Here is a 20,529-nt window from a genome sequence, read left to right on the forward strand (position 1 = left end):
TAGGTCGACAATTAATTTGTTGTACAACAAAACTTCAGATACAGCGATGAAAATGTTAGCCTTTTTGCTCATTGGGGCGAGCCTGCTTCCAGAGGTAGTGCAAGCCCGTTTAAATGCCGAGTCTGTTAACCCAATCAACAACCCTGGTTATTCAGCAAATAACTATAAACAGCCCCATCAAGTCACGGCTCCCAGTGACGGGACTGGAGCGGACGTTGTGTGGGTTAACAAAATGACAATAGGTACGCTAAGAGAGATAAACTACAAGAGCCAATTAGCCGCCGATCATCCGATGGGTAGTATAACCTATACTTCGCACGCTCATTTCAATAAGTTGAATTACAAAACACCATACGATCTACAATCGGCTAGCTCAGACGGTGAGAATCATATTAGAAAGCACCATAAGCATAGTCATTCTGTTGTCGGACCTTAAGCAATACTCTTTCATTATCAACTCAAAGCCGGGCCACTTTCTAAAAGGTGGTCCGGCTTTGTTTTATGCCCATAAATTCGCTATTTCACCGCTTTTCATCTCTACCAAACTAATTAATGCAAAACCTTTCCTCTCTCGCAGGCCGACTCCTTGCGATCGTCTTGTTTGTTACGCACTATGCCCATGGTCAGGCGCAGGAAGACGTCCTCAAAAAACTACAGGAAATTGCCATCATTGAGCAGAAAGTCATGATGCCCATGCGGGATGGTGTTCGGCTGGCAACGGATATTTATCGACCCAAAACCGACAAACCTGTTCCGATTATTTTCTCAAAAACGCCTTACAATTTCAACGCCTGGGGTGATGGCGAACTCCGGCAGAATTCATACGTAGCTGCCCTCGACGCTGTCAAACGGGGCTATGCGTATGTCGTGCAAAATGAGCGGGGCAAGTTCTTTTCTGAAGGTGACTGGGATATTCTCGGTCCACCAACAACTGATGGCTACGATGCTTTTTCCTGGATGTCGAAACAGCCGTGGTCGAATGGAAAAATCGGCACGTTGGGCTGCTCGTCTACTGCCGAATGGCAAATGGCGGTGGCCGCTTTAGATCATCCTGCCCACGTAGCTATGGTGCCCATGAGCTACGGTGCAGGCGTGGGCCGCGTCGGGAAGTTTATGGAGCAAGGCAACTGGTATCGGGGAGGTGCCCAACAAATGCTCTTTACAACCTGGTTGTATGGCACACAGGTGGACAATTTTGCCCGCCCACTTTTCCCCAAAACGGCCAGTAGCGAGGACCTTACTCGTGTATCCCGCTTTTATGACTTAGCGCCTGAAATGCCGAAAGTTGATTGGGCGCAGGGTCTGAAGTTCTTGCCGGTTCAGGACATTATCAAAAACGTAAATGGGGCAAAGGGCGTTTACGAGAAGATGATTGTCCGGCAACCCAACGATCCGGAATGGTACAAAGGTGGACTTTATCACGATAACATGCCTTTCGGCGTTCCCAGTTACTGGTTTGCATCGTGGTACGATGTCTCAACTGGCCCTAATATCGAGTTATTTAACCATGTTCGAAAAAACGCAACTGATCCCAGTGTTCGGGATAATCAGTTCCTGGTCATTGCGCCTACGTTACATTGTGCCTACAAACGAGCCACAGCCAATACGATTGTTGGCGAACGAAGTGTTGGCGATGCTCGCTTGGATTATGATGCGCTCACCTATGGCTGGTTTGATTACTGGCTCAAAGGCGAAGCCAATGATGTATTGAAAAATACACCCCGCGTTCGATACTACACGATGGGTTCGAATAAATGGCAGACGTCGGACACCTGGCCACCCGCTACGTCTGAAATGACGACTTATTACCTATCCAGCGCAGGTCATGCCAATAGTTTGTATGGCGATGGCAAACTCACGTCAAAGCCAGTGGGAAAAGACGAAAAACCGGATTTGTTTGCTTACGATCCAGCCTATCCGGTTCCTTCCTATGGTGGTAATGTTTGCTGTACAGGAAGCGCCGTTCAGGGAGGAGCTTTCGATCAGCACCAGATGGAAACCCGGCAGGATGTTCTGGTTTACACCACAGAGCCTTTCGCCAATGGGGTCGAGCTGACGGGGGCTATTGAAACGACGCTTTATGTGTCATCGGATGCCAAAGACACAGATTTTACTGTCAAGCTGATTGACGTTTACCCTGATGGAAAAGCGTATAATCTGGATGAAACCATTCTACGCGCCCGCTATCGGGATGGTTTTGATAAAACCGTCTGGATGGAGAAAGGAAAAGTATATAAACTGACCTTAAGCCCCATGTCGACCAGTAATTATTTTGCGCCAGGGCATAGCATTCGGGTTGAAGTATCGAGCAGTAATTTCCCTCGCTTTGACCGAAATATGAATACAGGCGGAGATAACTACAGTGAAACAAAAGGAGTAGTGGCTCACAATCAGGTATTTCACTCGACGCAATATCCTTCGCAACTTCGATTGCCAATTGTGAAGAAGTAAGGGTTTAGTATAGCTCGTTCTACTAGATTTCAGAGACAGATAAGCAGACGAACAAATCCGGGAAACGTGCTGTTCTTTCTATATAGACCTCTTTCTATTCGCTCATTCACTGGTACGCCAGCCCGATCAATAACTCATTAACCGATGAAAGGCTTTCAATTTTCTGATTACGTGCCACCTGAGCAGAAAGGAGGCAGCAACTTCGATAAACTGCTGAATATTTTTCAGCAACTCTTATTGCTAACGTCCGGCGATGTAGAGCAAGCCATGTCCTGGATGAGCCAGCTCGATCGGCAATACGGACTCACTGACGACAAATATGGCATCGGTAATTTTTTCGACGACCTGAAGGAGAAAGGTTATCTGACCGAAGACAATCAGGAAGGGAAAATCGTGATGACGCCCAAGAGCGAGCAAACGATTCGACGGAGTGCGCTCGAAGAAATTTTTGGTAAGCTCGAACGGTCAAAGTCAGGTGGCAATCACAAGACACCCTATACGGGTACTGGTGATGAACTCAGCAGCGATCTTCGATCCTACCAGTTTGGTGATACACTGGAGCAGATTTCGATGACCGAATCCATCAAAAACGCCCAGATCAATAGTGGCGTAGATGAGTTTCGACTCATGGAGCGCGATCTTGAAGTAACGGAGAAAGAGCAGAAAACGCAAACCTCAACCGTACTGATGATCGACATTAGCCACTCGATGATTCTGTACGGCGAAGATCGGATTACGCCTGCCAAGAAAGTAGCCCTGGCATTGGTTGAATTGGTGAAGCAGAAGTATCCGAAAGATACGCTCGATATTGTTGTATTCGGAAACGATGCGTGGCAAATTCAGGCTAAAGAACTGCCCTATCTGGAAGTTGGTCCGTACCATACCAATACGGTTGCCGGATTAGAGTTGGCGATGGATTTGCTTCGTCGGCGAAAAAATAAGAACAAGCAGATTTTCATGATTACGGATGGAAAACCAACCTGTTTGAAAGAAGGCATAAAATACTATAAGAACTCGTTTGGACTGGATCGGAAAGTGGTGAGTAAAACCCTAACATTGGCTGCTCAGGCTCGTCGGCTGGATATCCCGATCACCACGTTCATGATTGCCTCCGATCCTTATCTGAAGCAATTTGTACAGGAGTTCACGAAGGTCAATAATGGTCGCGCCTATTACAGTGGTTTGCAGGGGCTAGGCAATATGATGTTCGAAGACTTTCAGCGGAATCGTCGAAAAAACATTAAGTAATTAGCCTATCGCAAGAGTACAAAACAAAAAGTCGGGCTAAATGTCCGACTTTCTTTTTTAGCTATGCGTGTAGTTGCGAACGGGGTTATAACTTTTCGCCCCCTTTAAATATATCTTCCTGATCGAGCATAGTTGGATTAGCAAACACGTCGGCACCATTCATGCTTCGCCGAATAGGTTCAGCTGTGGGACTCTGACGGTGGTGTTTATACGCCTTGACAGAGGAGTAGTGATTAACGAACGATTTGCGTGTTAACGCTGGATTTCGAATCGCATCTCCACCGTGGGCGAGAGCCGCATGCCATATCAAAACATCGCCTTTTTTAATAAGTAATGTCTCCCGTTTCAGGCCAAGATCCTCGCATTTCTTATCCAGATAATTCGCGAAGTCATTGGGGTTATATTTCGACTGTCCATTGAAGAAAATACCTGTATTACCGAAATCAAACTTCTTATTATATTGAGAACCAGGATAATAATATAATGGTCCAGAATCAACATGAATATCTTCCATGGCAATCCAGGACGCGGCCAGATGGCTGGGTACTTCCGATACCACATAGGGGAAATCCTGGTGCGTTGCCTGCTGGCTTCCGTATTTAAAAAGTAAGCTCTGCATAGCAATCACTCGATCCGCAAATACAGCCTCCAGGAAGGTAATGATGTTTTCATGGAGCATGATTTTTTTACCCAGCATAGAGTTATCATGGAAGTCCATAAATTTAATGTAGGGACCATTAAGCACATCTTTAGGTACCTCATTAATAGGTAGTACTGGCCGTGCAGCATACTCAGGCAAATCGACTCGGACGAGAGTCTTATATTGCTCATGATTTTCAATAAGCTCTTCAACTTCGCTCCAGTACTGATCAATCCAGGCCGGATCAATTGCTTGTTCTAAAATGATATACCCATTTTTCTGCCAAAATTTTAATTTTTCGGCCAGATCATAAGGTACATTCCTGCCCCGTTCGTATCTGCTAACGAACTGTTCAATGTCAGCTCCCGGTTTATCTAACCAAGGTAGTGTAGCTGGTTCAAATTCTTTTAGTGGTTGTGGGGCTGTTACCTGCTGAATACCTTTTTTAATGGAGGACTTTAGAGCATTAATAACATTCATAGAATTAAGTGTGTTTAATAGTTTTGATACAAGGGAAGCATAAAAAGTTTATTCGTAAATGTGTGATTTTAGGAGTATAGTTACTTATAGCAGCCCCAAAACGTATACAAAAATATATTTTACCCATTTTCTTGCAAGAGTCGGGTAAAGAATTATTCACCTATTATTCTTAAAGAAATTACTGTTCAAAAATCAACATGCCTACCTTCGCCGAACAAGCTATTCCGTATTATAACACTCTGGTTGCTCCTGCTAATTTGCCAATGGATGTAAGTGTCATTAATCCCTATAAACAACCAGCGGTTCAGCGTATTGTCGAGGAGTTTTACGGCCGGTTTTTCAATGATACTAATCCACGTATTTTCGTGTTGGGCATCAATCCAGGGCGATTTGGTTCTGGTGTAACGGGCATTTCGTTTACCACTCCTCAAAACTTGCGACGATACTGTGATATCGAGAATGACTTCCGCGATACTCCCGAATTATCGAGTCGGTTTATTTATCAGGTTGTCGAGGCATTTGGTGGAGCAGCGGCATTTTACGGGCAATTTTTCCTGACTTCGCTATTTCCGCTGGCTTTAACAAAAGGAGGAAAGAATTACAATTTCTACGACGACCGCGCAACTACCGAAGCGCTCTGGCCTGCTATTTCCGAAACCGTTCGAACACAGATTCGCTTTGGGTATAACCGAAACATAGCGGTGTGCCTGGGCCGAAAAAACGAATCGTATTTACGCAAGCTCAATGACCAGCAGGGCTTTTTCGGCCGTATCGTTACCCTCGATCACCCGCGTTACATACTTCAATATAAAACAAAGGATATGCCGATGTATCTGGATCGGTACATTACAACATTGCACGATTGTATTGCTTAAACACCAGACCTGGATATTGAGCGATTTTAGCTGACTTTTATTGAGAATGACGGCCAAGTCTCGCCCGCAATGAGCAGGGTAAAAGTACCTGCCTACGAGCAAGTGCTTTCTCCGACTGCCGCTCAGTAGATAATGGTCTTTTTTTAAAACCCATACATACATTCATCCGTATATATAAGAAAGCTTCGCTAACTGCGGAGTAAGTACATTAAAGGCTCGTTGCTAATCGATTTGTCTGATTAGTAAATGGGCTTTAGATAATCCAAACCCTCTTTTAAGCTATGCATAATCCTACGCTGCCGTCTCAGTTTAGAACCTGGAATGCCTTCTATGAATGGCTTTTAGATCAAGGATTCCTTAAAGAGTCGACCGACGTTATTCGACTCGACAATTGTGGCTTAACTCCTCCCATACCACTCGACTTTGATCGGTGTTATCTGGAGAAACAGGTTAATCTGGAGTTACGACAAGATCTCCAGGAAGAAACCTTTACAGTTGATGAATTGTATAAACTGACCAATGCCCTACGTGTCTATCCTGGCAATGAGAGTTATAAAGAGCTAGCAAAAAAGATCGAATTGCTATTTCAAAAGAAATACCTTTCAAGTGTCCCAAGTCCGACAGAAGTTATTCAGCCACGCCAACCGGCAACAGTTCACCAATTTGAATTACTGTGGATTGAAGATTAGCCAAATTTGGATACCTAATATCCCGAATCGACCTGTAACTTAATTGGTTTAACAACTTGCAGATCGATTCGGAAACGGTTAACAGTTGGTCTTTATAGTCCATAAATCGCCACATAATGGGCATAGACACTCTTGGCTGGGTTTAAAGAAGGCATTAAGCTATTATATTTATAGTGGCATAAATTGCTCTATTTTAGAGAGTTACCATTAAAGCCTATTTGGGCAAAGCAATAAGAAGATACTTTTATTATCAAGCACTTAACGGAAATGTTAGGTGCTTTTTTAGTTTTTTACGCTTAAGTGCTGGATCGTAAATGATTCATCTTTCGCATTAGTATATCCGGCCCCGCTGACACTGCAATAGCCAGTCAAATCCCTCCTAAACGGCTATCGAAAATCTAGGGAATACAGCCCTCTCGCTGGTCAATGCCATTCGCACGCATCCTTCACGCGGAGCCACCGCCTTAACCACGGTGGACCTGAATGCGTTGTTGGACGAGCGAGGTCGGGAATTGTATATCGAGAACTGGCGACGGCAGGATCTGATTCGCTTCGGTAAGTTTCTGCAACCGTTTTACGAAAAGAATTATACGAGCGATCCGAAGTATCTGTTATTCCCAATCCCAATTCAACAAATGGCGGTTAATTCGAACATAACCCAGAATCCGGGTTACTAGTGCTTGTCCAATTTAGATTCTATCGATTCTCGGGTTCGCCCGCGCGGTTGATTCTACTTGATGGTTTAGGTATTGATTATCAGTAGGAATATCGTCAATAGAATCCGATAGAATCAACAAAATCTACTTTGGTAAAGCACTAGTAATCAGAATTGAAGACTATAAACAGGCTTGTAGAAGATATTATTGTCTTCTACAAGCCTGCTTGTTTATTTTTAAGAAATAAACTGTAGGAATAAAAGTCTACGATATGCATTGCATGATTCGCTAAAGCCGACGAAAACCGTACGAATAACGCACATATGGTTCTGTCTGGCCAAACTCTGTCAAGCGTAACGTATCTTGTTTAGCTGTCAACGTGTAATAGAACGATTTCCCAGCCGCACTAGCTGGGGTTTTCTTTACCAGGAGAAACACGCCAACAATGCCAGTCGGACTGCCAGCCTGTTCAAAATAGGTTAAGTTCGTTAATGTAGTGTCATTTAGAATAGTGCTAGATAGTTGGTTAGGGTTTGTAAAAGTGATCGTTTGTACCGTTGATGAAGTTATTGACTGAGCAACCCATTTATCGCCAATAAAAGCATCTCGTTTAAACATAACCCATGTGCCTGGCAAGCCTAAATGCTCAGGTTGGGCATCATTTCCTTTACAGGAAAAAAGCCCGATAAGGAGAGCGAATAAAGTGGTATAACAACTAAACTTCATAGTAAATAAGTTAACGTTCTATTGGACAAAGAGATATGCGCCAACAATCTAATTTTTACTAGTACTCGTCCAATTTAGTTTCTATCGATTCTTTGGGTTCTATCGTCTTTGTCAACGCAGGCAGTTGGCTGACCAGAATCACCTACACCCCTAAGGCAACTCAGCTCCTAACTTCTACTAGTCGTGTATTTTTGACAAGTCAACTTGTTAAGATAACGCCTAAAAAGCCCTTCTCTATTACTCCGATTTTCAAAAAACTACATCTAGCTGCTTTATGAAAACCATTCTTCTTGCCACCGATTTTTCAGCTAATGCCAAACAGGCGGCTTATTTCGCAGCCAATTTGGCCAAAGAGCAGAATGCTCAACTTATTCTATTTCATGCGTTTCATCTCTGGCCTGATAATCCGGCTAAAACGGGAGACTTTCCCCTCTCAATCAAGGCAATGCAGGAGAGTAATGAAAAGGCCTTGAATCATCTGGCTAATGAGATTCAGAACAAAGTTCATCCTGATAAGCCCATACAGTGTATCGTGCGAGAGGGACATACGATGAATGCCATTCGTGAGGCAACAAAAACTGTACATGCCGATTTATTAGTTATGTCGACTGTGGGAACGGCACCTGCCAGTGCCCAGTTAATGGGGAGCATTGCCACAGGTATGGTGTCTGAAACGAACGTGCCGCTTTTGCTGATACCGCCAAGAGTTGGTTACGCCCAACTTAAAAACATTGTCCTTTGTATTGACCTGAACCAGCCACCTGATTCGGTGGCTATGGAAACTGCACTTACGTTAACCCGAACGTTTGGTTGTGTTATTAATGTGCTCTGTGTTAGTGAGTTTCCTGATGATGAGGAGCTAAAAGAGCGAGCGGAGCATATCCGGCGGCTGCTGATTCCTCAACCGCATACGTTGAGTATTGTGACCGGCGATGAGCTGTACGATACATTCCTTCAGTTTGCTCATACGAACAAAGCTGATCTGATTATGATGCTACCTCAGAATAGAAACTGGTTCCAGAAATTAGTTTCGGAAGGCGAAACCCAGCGCATGGCTCGACTGACTGACATCCCGTTGCTGGCCGTTGTTTAACTACGATAAAGTCGTTCTTTTTAGTTGTTTTACCCCAATTCTTGAGCGTTACCATTAACCAGCCCAGGACGCTTGGGCTGGTTCTTAATGTGCGTTGCTGGCTACTGAAACTATGACCCCTGTTGATACTATACCGCCAGAAACCGAAGGTTTGTCGGTATACTGGGCTATGCCATCGGATATGCTGTTGACGAAGTTGCAGACAACAGAGTCAGGGTTGCGAACGGAGCAAGTTGGGCCGATTCGTCAGAAAACGGGCTTAAACCAACTCCAAACGAAAAGTCAGGTATCGGCCATTGGTTTGCTGTTGAGTCAGTTTAAAAGCCCGATTTCACTGATTCTGCTGGCGGCTGCGGTGCTTTCGTGGAGTCTGGGGGATTCAACGGACGCTGGTATCATTTTCGTTATCATTTTTCTGAGTGGACTATTGAGTTTCTGGCAGGAAAAAAGTGCATCGAACGCGATGCGGGAATTACTAGCCATCGTAACAGTAAAAACGACGGTATTCCGGGACGGAACTCAAATCGACATTCCCGTTGAAGAGCTTGTTCCGGGCGATGTGGTAAGCCTGCGGGCGGGTGACCTTATTCCTGCTGATTGTTATTTGCTGAATGCCAACGAATTGTTCGTTAATGAAGCAGCGCTGACGGGGGAAACCTATCCTGTCGATAAACATCCTGACGTACTCATTGCCGATATACCCATTGCCAAACGGCATAACGCGCTGTTCATGGGTTCTCATGTGGTGAGTGGTAGTGGTCGGGCGGTTATTGTTCAAACTGGGCAGCAAACCGAACTTGGTCATATTGCCCAGCGAATCAGCAGTATGCCGCCTGAAACGGATTTTGAGCGGGGTATCCGGCAATTCGGCTACTTACTTATGGAAATTACGCTTCTGTTGGTCATTCTCATATTTGCCATTAATGTGGGCCTGCATAAGCCCGTATTGAACGCCTTTCTGTTTTCATTAGCGATTGCCGTTGGCCTGACGCCACAACTATTACCGGCCATTATCAGCATCAACTTGGCTAAAGGCGCCAGCCGGATGGCCAGGCAACAGGTAATTGTCAAGCGACTCTCGTCCATCGAAAACATTGGGAGCATGAACGTTCTCTGTTCAGATAAAACGGGAACCTTAACGGAAGGCCATGTTCGGGTAGACCGGATTATAGACAGCAAAGGGCACCCTTCAACGCGCGCACAATTAATGGCCAGCATCAATGCGCAGCTTCAACAGGGGTTTCGCAATCCAATTGATGAGGCCATTCTGGCATTCAACCAAATGGATGTATCGATCTATCCGCGTGTCGATGAAATTCCCTATGATTTTATCCGAAAACGGCTCACCATTCTGACGGAAATTGAGGGCCAGACGGTGATGACAACCAAGGGCGCTTTGCAAAACATTCTGGATGTATGCCAATTTGTTGATGCGGGAGCAGGCTCTATTGTACCACTAGCCGACTGCCTGGCCGAGATTGAAGCACTGTACGAGGAACTTAGTGGTCAGGGGTTTCGAACGTTGGGCCTCGCCACCAAACTAACCAATGGGAAACGCGACATCGTAAAACAGGATGAAGTCGGCATGACCTTCCTTGGATTCATTACCTTATTTGATCCGCCCAAAGTCGGGATTGCCCAAACGCTGACTGACCTGAAAAGGCTTGGCATTCAATTAAAAATGATTACCGGCGATAATGCACTGGTAGCCCAATGCGTCGCGCGTCAAATGGGCATCGACTGTCCCGAGGTACTAACCGGATCGTCCTTGCAGCAACTGAGTACAGAAGCCTTACGAAAAAAAGTAACTGACGTTCATGTGTTTGCCGAAGTTGAACCAAATCAAAAAGAAAGCATAATCCTGGCACTACAAAAATCGGGTTATGTAGTTGGGTACATGGGCGATGGCATTAACGACGCCAGTGCACTGCACGCAGCCGATGTCGGCATTTCGGTCGATTCTGCCGTAGACGTGGCCAAGGAATCGGCAGACATTGTGCTGCTTCAACAAAACTTAAACGTATTGATCGACGGAATTCGGGAAGGTCGCCGGACATTTGCCAACACCATGAAATACATTTTCATGGCCACCAGCGCCAACTTCGGTAATATGTTCAGCATGGCGGGAGCGTCGTTATTTTTGCCGTTTCTGCCGTTGCTACCCACGCAGATTCTGTTAACGAACCTGCTCACCGACCTTCCTGAAATGACCATTAGTTCCGACCATGTTGATACTGAAGGTGTCAAAAAGCCTACGCAGTGGAATCTGGGGTTTATTCGGCGGTTTATGGTGAGCTTTGGCCTTCTCAGCTCTCTATTCGACTATGTCAGCTTTGGCGTATTGATCTGGCTGTTCAAAACCAACGAGAGTTTGTTCCAGACGGGTTGGTTTGTCGAGTCGGTGCTGTCGGCGTCAACCATCGTGCTGGTCGTTCGCACACGCCGGGCGTTTTATCGTGCTAAACCGGGTAAATGGCTAGCCATCGCCACCGGTTTTGTCGCCATTGTCGTCGTGCTATTGCCACTGACGTCTCTCGGTCGCCTGTTTGGTTTCAGTCCGCTCCCTATTCCCTTATATGGAGCGGTACTGGGTATCGTTGGCGTTTATGTTGTGTCGGCAGAATTAATGAAGCGCTGGTTTTACCGAAATTTTTCGGCCAGACAGAATCGGCAACATCAATCCTAATTAAATCGCGACGGCTTCTTCCCGCGAATAAATAGTTTGCGGAAGTGAGTACAGTTTTTCGTAATAGTCGCTGGCCATCCGATTCGAATCGAAGTAAGGTACAACGTCCTGAATACTGTTTGCCATAATTCGTGCCCATTCCTGAGGCTGCTCATAATACATCGGCAAGATGACTGTCTCCAATAACGTATATAGGTTATCGGCATCAAAGGCATCCTGCTCATGCACCGGCCAGCTCAGATCAGCCTCGGGTAACACAAAACTATTCTGCCTGTTACGGGCAAATTCTGGAATCCAACCGTCATTCGTCGAGCAGTTAATGGCTCCATTCATGGCGGCTGTCATACCACTGGTGCCCGATGCTTCGCGCGTCAGGCGCGGGGTGTTTAGCCATAGATCCGCTCCTTGTTTGAGACGTTTAGACAGATAAAGTTCATAGCCGATCAGCACGGCACAATTGGCGTATTGTTTGGAAACATGAACCAACCGATCGAACGTACCGATACTGGAATAATCGAACGGATAGGGCTTTCCTGCCCAGATAATTTGCAGAGGATAACGTGAGTTGGTGAGTAGCCGATCAAATCGGGCCAAATCGGTTAGTAGGATATCTGCCCGTTTATAGCCTGCAAACCGACGTGCCCAGACCAGCGTAAATACCTCGGGCTTGAACAGGTCGCCTGTCTGATTCGCAACCAATTCGAACAAGGCTTTTTTATTGATTTGCTTTCTGGCCTGGAGGGTAGCATCGTCGTTTATGGCTGCTGCCCGATTTAATGCAGGATCACCCCAAAAGGTTTGATTCTGGGCGTTTGTGATCGCTAGTATTGGACAAATAGCCGAAGTTCCTTGCCACATTTGCTCACTGACCTGCCGATGTTTCTGAGAGACGGCATTCGCTCTTCCCGACATTCGAAGTGCGCCCAACGCCCAGTTAAACAAATCATCGTTGATGCCCGTAAGTTGACGAACGGTTTCTAACGGCAGTTCATCAAAAAAGCCCATCCGATCTAATAAGCGAATATCCGTTCGTGGATTACCAGCCTCTTCGGGGGTGTGCGTTGTAAACACCAGCCGTTCCCGAACGGCTTCCAGGCTTCCTAATTGATTGTATAAGTAAAACCCGACGGGCAAAGGGTGGCTCTCGTTCATGTGGTACACATCGGGGGGAATGTGTAGCTGTTCCAGCAATTTAGCTCCGCCAATGCCCAACAGAATACTCGACGCAATGCGGGTTTCCGGATTCGGGTCGTAGAGTTTATGACAGATCGTTTGCGCCAGATAGTCGTTCTCGGGCAAATCCGTTGATAAAAAATAGGTAGGTACAGTCTCAAAAACCGTTGGCGGCAGGTAATAAGCCGTGACCCAGACGGGCGCGTGGTTGACCAGAATCTGAAATTTTAGATTGGTTGGTTCCAAAAAGCTATAGTGCTTTTCCATGAATAGCACATCCATCGTTTGATCTGCCTTACGCACCTGATCATAATAGCCATACTTCCACAGAATGCCCACGGCTACGATTGGCTGCTGGAGTTCATAGGCGCTTCGCATGTGGGAACCGGCCAGAAAACCCAGGCCACCTGAATAGGTTTTTAGAGCCTGCACATAGGCAAACTCCATCGAAAAATAAGCGATTTGTCGAGAGAAGGGGGCAACCGTAGAATCCATATGAGGAGAGAATAGGTGTGTATGCGTTTCGGAGTCGAAGATCGGTATTCGGTACCGTTATCGATCTGAGAGGAAGCAGGCAGCCCGTTGATTTTTATCAGAACGAGTGATCCCAAACAGTTGTTTGAGTGAGTCGTATCATAGCTGGCGATACATACATTTCCCAGCTTTACAAACGAAACGTAGCCCGCCTGACTAATGGCTGTATTTCCTGATTATGAATGAAGGTTTTCAAAAGGTAACCGGTTTAGCACTTATTTTGAATAGTGGGTCGTCAAGTTTAAAATTTGCCGTTTATACCCCTGATGAACAATTGTGTCTGGCTGGCAAATTAACCCGTATCGGTTTGCCGAATGGACAGTTTCAGGTAACCGACCAATCGAATCAGACGCATGCTAGTCAACACGATTTGTCAGACCATGCCACTGCCCTCACAACGCTCTTCAACTGGCTTGCTACACAAACTAACGTCAAACTTAGTGCCGTAGGACACCGGCTGGTACATGGAGGATCGCATCGGGCACCGCAACGGGTCACTCCAGACCTGTTGACCGATTTAAGGCTATTGATTCCTCTGGCACCTGATCATTTGCCAGCAGAAATCAGTTTGATTGAAACGGTTAGTCAACTATACCCTGATCTGCCCCAGGTGGTTTGCTTTGATACCGCCTTTCATAGGACTATGCCTGATACGGCTACCCGATTACCGCTACCCCGACAATTGGCCAAGGAAGGTCTTATCCGCTACGGATTCCACGGATTGTCTTACGAATACGTAGTAAATCAATTGGCAAAAGAGGCTGGCCCAGTAGCGGCTCAGGAACGTGTTTTAATTGCACACCTGGGCAACGGTGCCAGTATGGCCGCTGTTTGTCAGAGAAAAAGTCTGGACACAACGATGGGCTTTACACCAACTGGCGGTTTAATGATGGGTACCCGAACAGGCGACCTCGACCCTGGCGTTTTGCTGTATCTAATCAGGAACAGGCAGATGGATGCATCCACACTAAGCCATTTGCTGAATGATGAATCGGGCCTACAGGGTGTTTCGGGCATTAGCTCCGACATGCAGGAACTGCTTCAACAGGAAAGTCATAATCAGGCGGCTGCTCAGGCCATTGACCTGTATTGTTATCTGGCCCGAAAACAACTGGGAGCGATGGCTACTGTACTGAATGGTATTGATACACTAATCTTTACGGGCGGCATTGGCGAAAATGCGCCTGCCATTCGGGCCCGCATTTGTGATCACCTTGATTTCCTTGGAATCAAAATTAATCCAGAACGGAACAGATCGAATGCAGCTATTATCTCGCCAGAAGGGCATACGCCTGTAGTACGTGTTATCCCCACGAATGAAGAAGTTATCATTGCCCGCTATACCTGGCAACTCTTTTCGTTTACTAACCCAACTTCACTTAATTCCTCTTTGCCATGAACCAGACACGAATACCGCTGGTCGTGGCCATTGAAACTTGTTTTCTAAAAGTTGCTTCGGAGTAAGTGAGCTACTTATGGATAAATACTAAGCGGGTCGAGATACGACGATTTCGACCCGCTTAGTATTTATCCCTGATGGCATCTTTTAGGCGATTACGTCAGCCAGTGTGTAGTTAAGCTGTGTTTGGTGCTCTACTTTAGTTTCAGAAATACGGAGTACGACCCGTCCATCTATTTTCCCTGCCGTCATATCGGCTAGTACCTGATTGATATTCTCCAGTCGGTCGGAATGATAATGAACCTTTACTTTTCCATCGGCAGCCAGCGCCAAACTCTCGACCAGATCCTGCCGAGTCCCCACAATCGATCCCCGTATTGTTTTTCGGGTCAATACCAGATCGAAGATATTCATGTCGAAATCACCCGGTGGTAAACCAACCAGTGCCATCGTTCCATGCCGACGAAGCATGCCAACTCCCTGTGCAAAAGCAGATCGTGAGACGGCTGTAACCAGTACGCCGTGTGCCCCTTTGATGCGTTGCTGGATTGCGACAACGGGGTCTTCCGTGGCGGCATTAATCAGCAGGTCAGCTCCCACACTTTTCGCCAAGGCTAATTTATCGTCCTGAATATCAACGGCAGCTACTTTCATACCCATCGCTTTGGCATACTGAACCGCCATATGCCCTAACCCGCCAATGCCGGAAATAACGACCCACTGGCCGGGCTTGACTTCGGTTTCTTTCAGCCCTTTGTAAACCGTAACGCCTGCACACAAAATGGGAGCGGCTTCCTCAAAGGATAAGGCATCTGGTAAATGACCGACATAGTTTGGATCGGCCAGTACGTATTCGGCGTAACTTCCTTGTACTGAGTAGCCGGTATTTTGCTGGCTCTCGCAGAGGGTTTCCCAGCCCGTATGACAATGTTCGCAATGGCCACAGGCCGTATACAGCCAGGGAACACCTACCCGGTCCCCAACCTGTACCTGGGTTACGCCTTCGCCAATAGCGACTACGGTGCCCACACCCTCATGGCCCGGAATCAGGGGGAGAGTTGCCTTAACCGGCCAGTCGCCATTAATCGCGTGCAGGTCGGTGTGGCAAACTCCGCAGGCGGCCACTTTTACTAAAATGCGCCCCGGTGTAACGGTTGGCACGGGAACTTCTTCAATCTGGAGAGGCTGACCGTAACTCCGGGCAACGGCCGCTTTCATTGTCGATGGTATCATAGTTTGATTGATTAAGGATATCGAAAAACGAAGTATCCAATACGCGTTAACGGTTATTGAGTAAGTAAGGCAAAAGTAGATGCCGGGATTTTTGGTGATGATTGTAAATCAGAATGTCGGTTGAGCCGTTATGTATTGCCGGATTTCCGTTTTAAAGGCTCGAAAATCGGCGTGAAAATTATCCATCTCTGTCTGGACATACTGGTGGGTGAGCCGTGAATCGGTATCCAATACGTGGTCGACGCGGACACCGGCGGCTATTTGCTCATCAAGCTGCTGCATTTCTTCCTGTAACCGCTTGATGAGTCGTCGAAAATGATGAAGTTGAGCCAGTTCGGTCTTCCAGGTTTCGTCGCGTGCTGATGGGTCAGGCTCTGTATCCGCATGTAACGAGTTGAGAAGCGCTTCCCAAAAATTTACTTCCTGAAGCGCAATGTCCAGCTCACTCTGCCACACCCGGTGTACTAAGTGAACATCGATTAGCTGACGGTATTTTTCGGTTCTCATGGTCTGATTTACAAAAAAGTAGCAAACGGAATTTTATCCAGCGCGGATGAATCATTCGAGCTAATTGACTGATGATTAACATCGTACAGGCTCAGCAATGGCACTGAAGGATGAAAGGCTACTGACCGGCTGACACTTTTGTGAAGCAGCACGTCAAAAAAGCTTTTGTGGTGCGGAAGCATAACCAGCAAATCGACGGTATGCGTTTTTATATAGGCATCGATGCCGTGTAATACGTTGTCATCGTGAATGGTATAGGTATCGGTCAAAACACTTTCCAAAGCTCTGAGAACATATTGGCGGCTAAGCTCTGACGCTGGCGCCTTGGTACCTAGCGGATTTTCGATAGTCAGTAGGGTTAACGAAGCGGCTTTCCGGTTGGCTAATTCGCTCAGGAAGCGCAGTGACTGTACGTCAATGATTGATTGGTAATCGGTTGCCAGAACAAGTCGATCAACTGGCCGAATCGGGGCATCGTCTGGCACAACCAGAACATTGGTCTTGGCTTCCCGAACCATTGCGGTGGCCACGCTTCCCGCTAGCTCACTCCACCCTGATCCAGTGGCTCCCAGCACGACCAGATCAAATTTAGTTGTCTCTTTGACCAGCAACTGGTTCACGACTCCAGTTGGTTCGCCCATTCTGAGTAGCGTACGATAGGTATGATAAATTGGCTCTGGGGCCTGAGCTAGTTCCTGCTGGAGACGATTCAATGATGCTTCCGCCGTTTGCCAGCGTTCCGCCAGCAACGTTGCCCCTGCAAATTCCATTTCTGGTTCCAGGGGGCATACGTGAAGTAAACAGAAATCGACGGCTGTATCCCCAAATAAGGCCTGAGTGTAAGCAATAGCATGGCGCGAAGCAGCCGAAAAATCAGTTAATAACAGAATTGTATACATGCGAGAAAGAGGTTTATTAATCAATGGGCAAAAGGGCGTGATCATGCCTGCGAACTTTCCTGAAAGTGGGGCGGATGTCTCGTCGATAAAGCTGGAAAAAGGCTAGTGCCAGGAAAAGCGATGCCGGGAAAGCAGAACCTATTCCGAGGGGTGCAATGGCCAGGCAGAAAACCATACCACCTAAGCAACCCATGCGGAACCAGTCGCCCTTCAGGAACATGGAAACGGCAATCAACACCTGCGCAACCCCGATGCTAAGCACAATAGGCGTGGTGAACGTATCAAACAAGCCCAGAATAAAACGTCTATATAACGGGATGGCATAGTCTGCAAAACTCTGATAAACCCAGGGCGTTTCGAGGGCATTTCGACTATTGACAAACGCAGCCAGACCAAAGAGCACAAAGAACAGTACCCGAGTGGTTGCTGGCCAACGATAACTGCCAATCAGTTGCACGACTGAGAAGATATTCGTGACGACATAGGCAATGGTTAGAAATTGGTCAAGTGTTTCCATGACTGATAGGAATTTTAACGATGCTCAAGTCTATTGGGCCGTTAGTCTGCATCAAAGCTAGGCGTTCTATTTCCTTGAAACCCAGAGGTAACTCAGGTCGAACCATGATATAAATCAGGGAGTTATCGGTCAATTATCAGTGTGCAGGCCTGTTTACGGGACTTACTTTGTTCCGTTCATTTTAACCGGCATAGTCATGAAAACGATTGTTGTTCCCACCGACCTGAGTCCCGAATCCGATGCGGCTTTATCCGTTGCTGTTGATTTAGCCAGAACATACCCAGCCAGAATCCTCCTGCTACATTCAGTAGTCTATCCTTTACCAATGCCTGCTTATGCAGAAGCAGCAACGATTACGGTGAACCGTACGGTAGAAGAAATTCAGGAGATCGAGCAAACGGCAAAAACAGCACTGGAGCGGATGGCATCGAACAGTGCGTATAAAGGGGTGTCCATACGCCCAACTTTATTGACGAATGGGCAGGGGCTTGTCGACAACGTTACCGACCAGCCAGCGGATCTAATTGTAATGAGTTCGGAAGGGGCGTCAGGTCTGGAAGAGTGGCTGATTGGTTCCAATGCGGAAAGTATTGTTCGCTATGCACATTGTCCGGTACTGATTATCAAGAAACCCATTGCCCATTTTCGGCCCGAGAATATTATTTGTGCCATTGACGTGGATGACCGTCTTAAAGCCATGCAGCATTACCCATTTCAGCTGGGCGAGCGGGGTTTACATCAGTTTTTGTATGTACTGACGCCCACCGACAGTCGGGTTCCGGAAGGAATACGCGACTGGGTAAATGAGTTTGCCAGGGCTAAAGGAATTACGGAGTTCGACTGTGCAATACATCAGGCCAGCACCGTGGCAGAGGGGATAATTGAGTACGCGGACGAGGTAAATGCGGATTTGATTTTAGTATTCACGCATGGCTACAAAGGACTGCGGCACCTTTTAGCAGGTAGCGTTGCCGAAGATGTACTCAATCATTCAACGAAGCCAGTTTTAGTAATGCGCGTGTAAGGCTATCCTAAAGCCTTGCTTTATGCAAGAGCGTAGATGGCAAGAAAATCCCCCGGATAAGTCTGGTTATACAGCACTTATCCGGGGGTTCTGGTTTAATGAAATAACCAAGGGCGCATCGAATCGCGTTTCTCGAGGTTTCGGAAAAATCTGTCGGGAGCAGTATCTTTTTCATGGAGGCTAACGGGATAGTATTAAAACGGACTAACCTGATGTGTACCTTATGTCCCATGACCGTGATTAGCCGTTTCCCTGATTCCGTACATAGCTGAATAATGTGAATACGGGATTAGATAGGCCCGTTAGGGCCTCAACAGCGCAGCGTCGGTAGAAAAGTCTCCCTGTAGATGGTTAAGTGTGCCGTTAGGTACACAATTGTTATGTACCTGACGGCACATGGATCGCCCTAATGTCTTTTCTACCGACGCTACGCTGTGAAGGCCCTATGGGCCATTCCTAATTCCGTATTCACGTTAAATACAATGTAAATTTGACATTCCTGCCGAAGGCGGAATCACGGTTTTCCCACTCATCTGAGTTTCAAGTGTAATAACCCACTGATTTACAAAGACAAGTATATGGATCAAGCCGTGAATAAGTAACAGCAAAATAAACAGGGTGCGTAGCATACCGTAATCAGGTTTAGTTGGAATTGCAAGAAGAACTGATGACTTTGCCAACCAGAACGGGGTATTAGCACATAGACGCTTTGGTAGCAAGAATGGTCTGCTGACTTTCGTAGAAAGTAAATTGGTTGAGTAAGTTTCGAGCCGTCTGACGGAGAGCTTCTTCAGTAAGGAATCCTTGGTGTGCAGTTAGCAGAACGTTCGGATGATTTCGTAATCGGTTTGTTCGTATAGTCGTAATGAAAATAGGAGCGTTCCCACTCATACACATCAGCGGCATAACCGGCAAGTTGGCCAATGGCTAATTCTGCCGTTTCCAGCGTTAATGGCTGCGAGATGTACGTAATACAGTGGTTGGAAGCTAACTCTTACCAGGGCTCTTCAACAGGGAGCGCACTGAAAAAAGCGATTTTCATAACTAGACGAATCTAAATTTTACTGTACAAAACTGGATTTCCAGCGAGTAAAACCCTATGATATCGGTCAGGGCTATCTATGATTCGTCAATATAATCCATTCACCGTCAGACGGTCAATTTTGATCGGGAGTGTACTCGTAACAACGTCCGGTTTTGCGGACAATTCGAATTCGATAGACAACGGGATAAACAACTTTATTGCCAGTTGGAGAATCTACGCCGGGGTAGCCAAAACGTTCATCCGCAAAGACAGGAATCTTTCGTTGCTGGAGCAGAAAAAGGGCATCGTCCTGTTCTTCATCCTTTAGCTCTTCAAAAATTCCTTCTATAACCACACTTCGCCAAAGGGTGGGGGTAACAACTTCGTCAATCTCAAAGGCAACATGTGGATTCTCGTGCAGAAGTTGCGTTTTGGTGCCCTGTCGGGTGAGCCCATAAATAAAATGCCCATCGTAATAGTACGCCACTGGTTCAATGAGAACACGGTCATTGGCAGCACAGCCAATGCGACCAAAGTACTGATTGGTCAGCATTGATTCGACTACATCGGGGGAAAGTTCGCTTAGCATACCTTAAGGAGCGGGCTGGCTTTTCAAAACCGCTACGCTAAAAATAGGGTGATAGTTAGCCGAAAGGAATGCTGATTATCAGTCAG

The 20,529-nt window shown here is 46.6% G+C and carries 19 protein-coding genes; 10 read left to right on the top strand and 9 right to left on the bottom strand.

The genetic code is table 11. The features are described from left to right. Positions 1-46: 46 nt before the first annotated feature. From ACYVGR_RS21290 to ACYVGR_RS21300, 3 genes are all read left to right on the top strand, one after another. The gene (locus ACYVGR_RS21290) at positions 47-436 is read left to right on the top strand and encodes a hypothetical protein (RefSeq protein ID WP_460960409.1); all 390 of its coding nucleotides are present in this window, start codon (positions 47-49) and stop codon (positions 434-436) included. A gap of 116 nt (positions 437-552) precedes the next feature. After that, on the top strand, positions 553-2,451 hold the full coding sequence (locus ACYVGR_RS21295; protein WP_460960411.1) for a CocE/NonD family hydrolase: 1,899 nt from the start codon (positions 553-555) through the stop codon (positions 2,449-2,451). Positions 2,452-2,595: 144 nt separating this feature from the next. Then, on the top strand, positions 2,596-3,699 hold the full coding sequence (locus ACYVGR_RS21300; protein WP_460960413.1) for a vWA domain-containing protein: 1,104 nt from the start codon (positions 2,596-2,598) through the stop codon (positions 3,697-3,699). 85 nt (positions 3,700-3,784) lie between these two features. On the opposite strand, the gene ACYVGR_RS21305 is transcribed toward ACYVGR_RS21300, so the two are convergent. Next, complete coding sequence (locus ACYVGR_RS21305; RefSeq protein ID WP_460960415.1) at positions 3,785-4,819, bottom strand: phytanoyl-CoA dioxygenase family protein; 1,035 nt, start codon at positions 4,817-4,819, stop codon at positions 3,785-3,787. A gap of 197 nt (positions 4,820-5,016) precedes the next feature. Between ACYVGR_RS21305 and ACYVGR_RS21310 the strand changes: the two genes are divergently transcribed. The 3 genes from ACYVGR_RS21310 (at position 5,017) to ACYVGR_RS21320 (ending at position 7,060) form a co-directional block, all read left to right on the top strand. Next, complete coding sequence (locus ACYVGR_RS21310) at positions 5,017-5,694, top strand: uracil-DNA glycosylase family protein (protein ID WP_460960416.1); 678 nt, start codon at positions 5,017-5,019, stop codon at positions 5,692-5,694. Positions 5,695-5,975: 281 nt separating this feature from the next. Next, positions 5,976-6,383 carry a hypothetical protein gene (locus tag ACYVGR_RS21315; protein ID WP_460960418.1) on the top strand — a complete coding sequence of 136 codons (408 nt, stop codon included), beginning with the start codon at positions 5,976-5,978 and terminating at the stop codon, positions 6,381-6,383. Positions 6,384-6,802: 419 nt separating this feature from the next. Further along, a complete protein-coding gene (locus ACYVGR_RS21320; RefSeq protein ID WP_460960813.1) occupies positions 6,803-7,060 on the top strand; it encodes a RagB/SusD family nutrient uptake outer membrane protein in 258 nt (85 codons plus the stop codon). Between the two features lie 267 nt (positions 7,061-7,327). Here the strand turns inward: ACYVGR_RS21320 and ACYVGR_RS21325 are convergent, their stop codons facing one another. Continuing rightward, positions 7,328-7,765: a hypothetical protein gene (locus ACYVGR_RS21325; RefSeq protein WP_460960420.1), complete on the bottom strand. Its 438-nt coding sequence runs from the start codon at positions 7,763-7,765 to the stop codon at positions 7,328-7,330. 274 nt (positions 7,766-8,039) lie between these two features. Between ACYVGR_RS21325 and ACYVGR_RS21330 the strand changes: the two genes are divergently transcribed. Together ACYVGR_RS21330 and mgtA are read left to right on the top strand one after the other, a co-directional pair. Continuing rightward, entirely contained in the window at positions 8,040-8,858 is an 819-nt protein-coding gene (locus ACYVGR_RS21330) for a universal stress protein (protein ID WP_460960422.1), read from the top strand. A 112-nt stretch (positions 8,859-8,970) separates the two neighbouring features. Next, entirely contained in the window at positions 8,971-11,544 is a 2,574-nt protein-coding gene (gene mgtA / locus ACYVGR_RS21335; protein WP_460960425.1) for a magnesium-translocating P-type ATPase, read from the top strand. Here mgtA and glgP read toward each other — a convergent pair whose 3' ends face one another. After that, entirely contained in the window at positions 11,545-13,212 is a 1,668-nt protein-coding gene (gene glgP / locus ACYVGR_RS21340) for an alpha-glucan family phosphorylase (RefSeq protein WP_460960427.1), read from the bottom strand. Positions 13,213-13,429: 217 nt separating this feature from the next. Here glgP and ACYVGR_RS21345 point away from each other — a divergent pair, with 217 nt between their 5' ends. Then, positions 13,430-14,650, top strand: a complete 1,221-nt coding sequence (locus tag ACYVGR_RS21345; protein ID WP_460960429.1) for an acetate/propionate family kinase — start codon at positions 13,430-13,432, stop codon at positions 14,648-14,650. Positions 14,651-14,797: 147 nt separating this feature from the next. Here the strand turns inward: ACYVGR_RS21345 and adhP are convergent, their stop codons facing one another. The 4 genes from adhP to ACYVGR_RS21365 form a co-directional block, all read right to left on the bottom strand. Continuing rightward, a complete protein-coding gene (gene adhP / locus ACYVGR_RS21350; protein WP_460960431.1) occupies positions 14,798-15,883 on the bottom strand; it encodes an alcohol dehydrogenase AdhP in 1,086 nt (361 codons plus the stop codon). A 108-nt stretch (positions 15,884-15,991) separates the two neighbouring features. Next, positions 15,992-16,390: a hypothetical protein gene (locus ACYVGR_RS21355; protein ID WP_460960433.1), complete on the bottom strand. Its 399-nt coding sequence runs from the start codon at positions 16,388-16,390 to the stop codon at positions 15,992-15,994. A gap of 8 nt (positions 16,391-16,398) precedes the next feature. Beyond that, positions 16,399-17,289, bottom strand: a complete 891-nt coding sequence (locus tag ACYVGR_RS21360; protein ID WP_460960435.1) for a universal stress protein — start codon at positions 17,287-17,289, stop codon at positions 16,399-16,401. 16 nt (positions 17,290-17,305) lie between these two features. Beyond that, positions 17,306-17,806: a hypothetical protein gene (locus tag ACYVGR_RS21365; protein ID WP_460960437.1), complete on the bottom strand. Its 501-nt coding sequence runs from the start codon at positions 17,804-17,806 to the stop codon at positions 17,306-17,308. A 196-nt stretch (positions 17,807-18,002) separates the two neighbouring features. On the opposite strand from ACYVGR_RS21365, the gene ACYVGR_RS21370 reads away from it, so the two are divergent. Next, a complete protein-coding gene (locus ACYVGR_RS21370; RefSeq protein ID WP_460960439.1) occupies positions 18,003-18,830 on the top strand; it encodes a universal stress protein in 828 nt (275 codons plus the stop codon). 693 nt (positions 18,831-19,523) lie between these two features. Here the strand turns inward: ACYVGR_RS21370 and ACYVGR_RS21375 are convergent. Further along, complete coding sequence (locus ACYVGR_RS21375; protein WP_460960441.1) at positions 19,524-19,721, bottom strand: hypothetical protein; 198 nt, start codon at positions 19,719-19,721, stop codon at positions 19,524-19,526. Between the two features lie 266 nt (positions 19,722-19,987). Further along, positions 19,988-20,443, bottom strand: coding sequence for a pyridoxamine 5'-phosphate oxidase family protein (locus tag ACYVGR_RS21380; RefSeq protein ID WP_460960443.1), 456 nt, complete (start codon positions 20,441-20,443; stop codon positions 19,988-19,990). Between the last annotated feature and the right edge of the window lie 86 nt (positions 20,444-20,529).

This window comes from Spirosoma litoris (assembly GCF_054776755.1).

Bases quoted from the DNA above. Each gene is read 5' to 3' on its own strand.
- ACYVGR_RS21290 (WP_460960409.1), top strand. From the start codon at position 47: ATGAAAATGTTAGCCTTTTTGCTCATTGGGGCGAGCCTGCTTCCAGAG.
- ACYVGR_RS21295 (WP_460960411.1), top strand. From the start codon at position 553: ATGCAAAACCTTTCCTCTCTCGCAGGCCGACTCCTTGCGATCGTCTTG.
- ACYVGR_RS21300 (WP_460960413.1), top strand. From the start codon at position 2,596: ATGAAAGGCTTTCAATTTTCTGATTACGTGCCACCTGAGCAGAAAGGA.
- ACYVGR_RS21305 (WP_460960415.1), bottom strand. From the start codon at position 4,819: ATGAATGTTATTAATGCTCTAAAGTCCTCCATTAAAAAAGGTATTCAG.
- ACYVGR_RS21310 (WP_460960416.1), top strand. From the start codon at position 5,017: ATGCCTACCTTCGCCGAACAAGCTATTCCGTATTATAACACTCTGGTT.
- ACYVGR_RS21315 (WP_460960418.1), top strand. From the start codon at position 5,976: ATGCATAATCCTACGCTGCCGTCTCAGTTTAGAACCTGGAATGCCTTC.
- ACYVGR_RS21325 (WP_460960420.1), bottom strand. From the start codon at position 7,765: ATGAAGTTTAGTTGTTATACCACTTTATTCGCTCTCCTTATCGGGCTT.
- ACYVGR_RS21330 (WP_460960422.1), top strand. From the start codon at position 8,040: ATGAAAACCATTCTTCTTGCCACCGATTTTTCAGCTAATGCCAAACAG.
- mgtA (WP_460960425.1), top strand. From the start codon at position 8,971: ATGACCCCTGTTGATACTATACCGCCAGAAACCGAAGGTTTGTCGGTA.
- glgP (WP_460960427.1), bottom strand. From the start codon at position 13,212: ATGGATTCTACGGTTGCCCCCTTCTCTCGACAAATCGCTTATTTTTCG.
- ACYVGR_RS21345 (WP_460960429.1), top strand. From the start codon at position 13,430: ATGAATGAAGGTTTTCAAAAGGTAACCGGTTTAGCACTTATTTTGAAT.
- adhP (WP_460960431.1), bottom strand. From the start codon at position 15,883: ATGATACCATCGACAATGAAAGCGGCCGTTGCCCGGAGTTACGGTCAG.
- ACYVGR_RS21355 (WP_460960433.1), bottom strand. From the start codon at position 16,390: ATGAGAACCGAAAAATACCGTCAGCTAATCGATGTTCACTTAGTACAC.
- ACYVGR_RS21360 (WP_460960435.1), bottom strand. From the start codon at position 17,289: ATGTATACAATTCTGTTATTAACTGATTTTTCGGCTGCTTCGCGCCAT.
- ACYVGR_RS21365 (WP_460960437.1), bottom strand. From the start codon at position 17,806: ATGGAAACACTTGACCAATTTCTAACCATTGCCTATGTCGTCACGAAT.
- ACYVGR_RS21370 (WP_460960439.1), top strand. From the start codon at position 18,003: ATGAAAACGATTGTTGTTCCCACCGACCTGAGTCCCGAATCCGATGCG.
- ACYVGR_RS21375 (WP_460960441.1), bottom strand. From the start codon at position 19,721: ATGAGTGGGAACGCTCCTATTTTCATTACGACTATACGAACAAACCGA.
- ACYVGR_RS21380 (WP_460960443.1), bottom strand. From the start codon at position 20,443: ATGCTAAGCGAACTTTCCCCCGATGTAGTCGAATCAATGCTGACCAAT.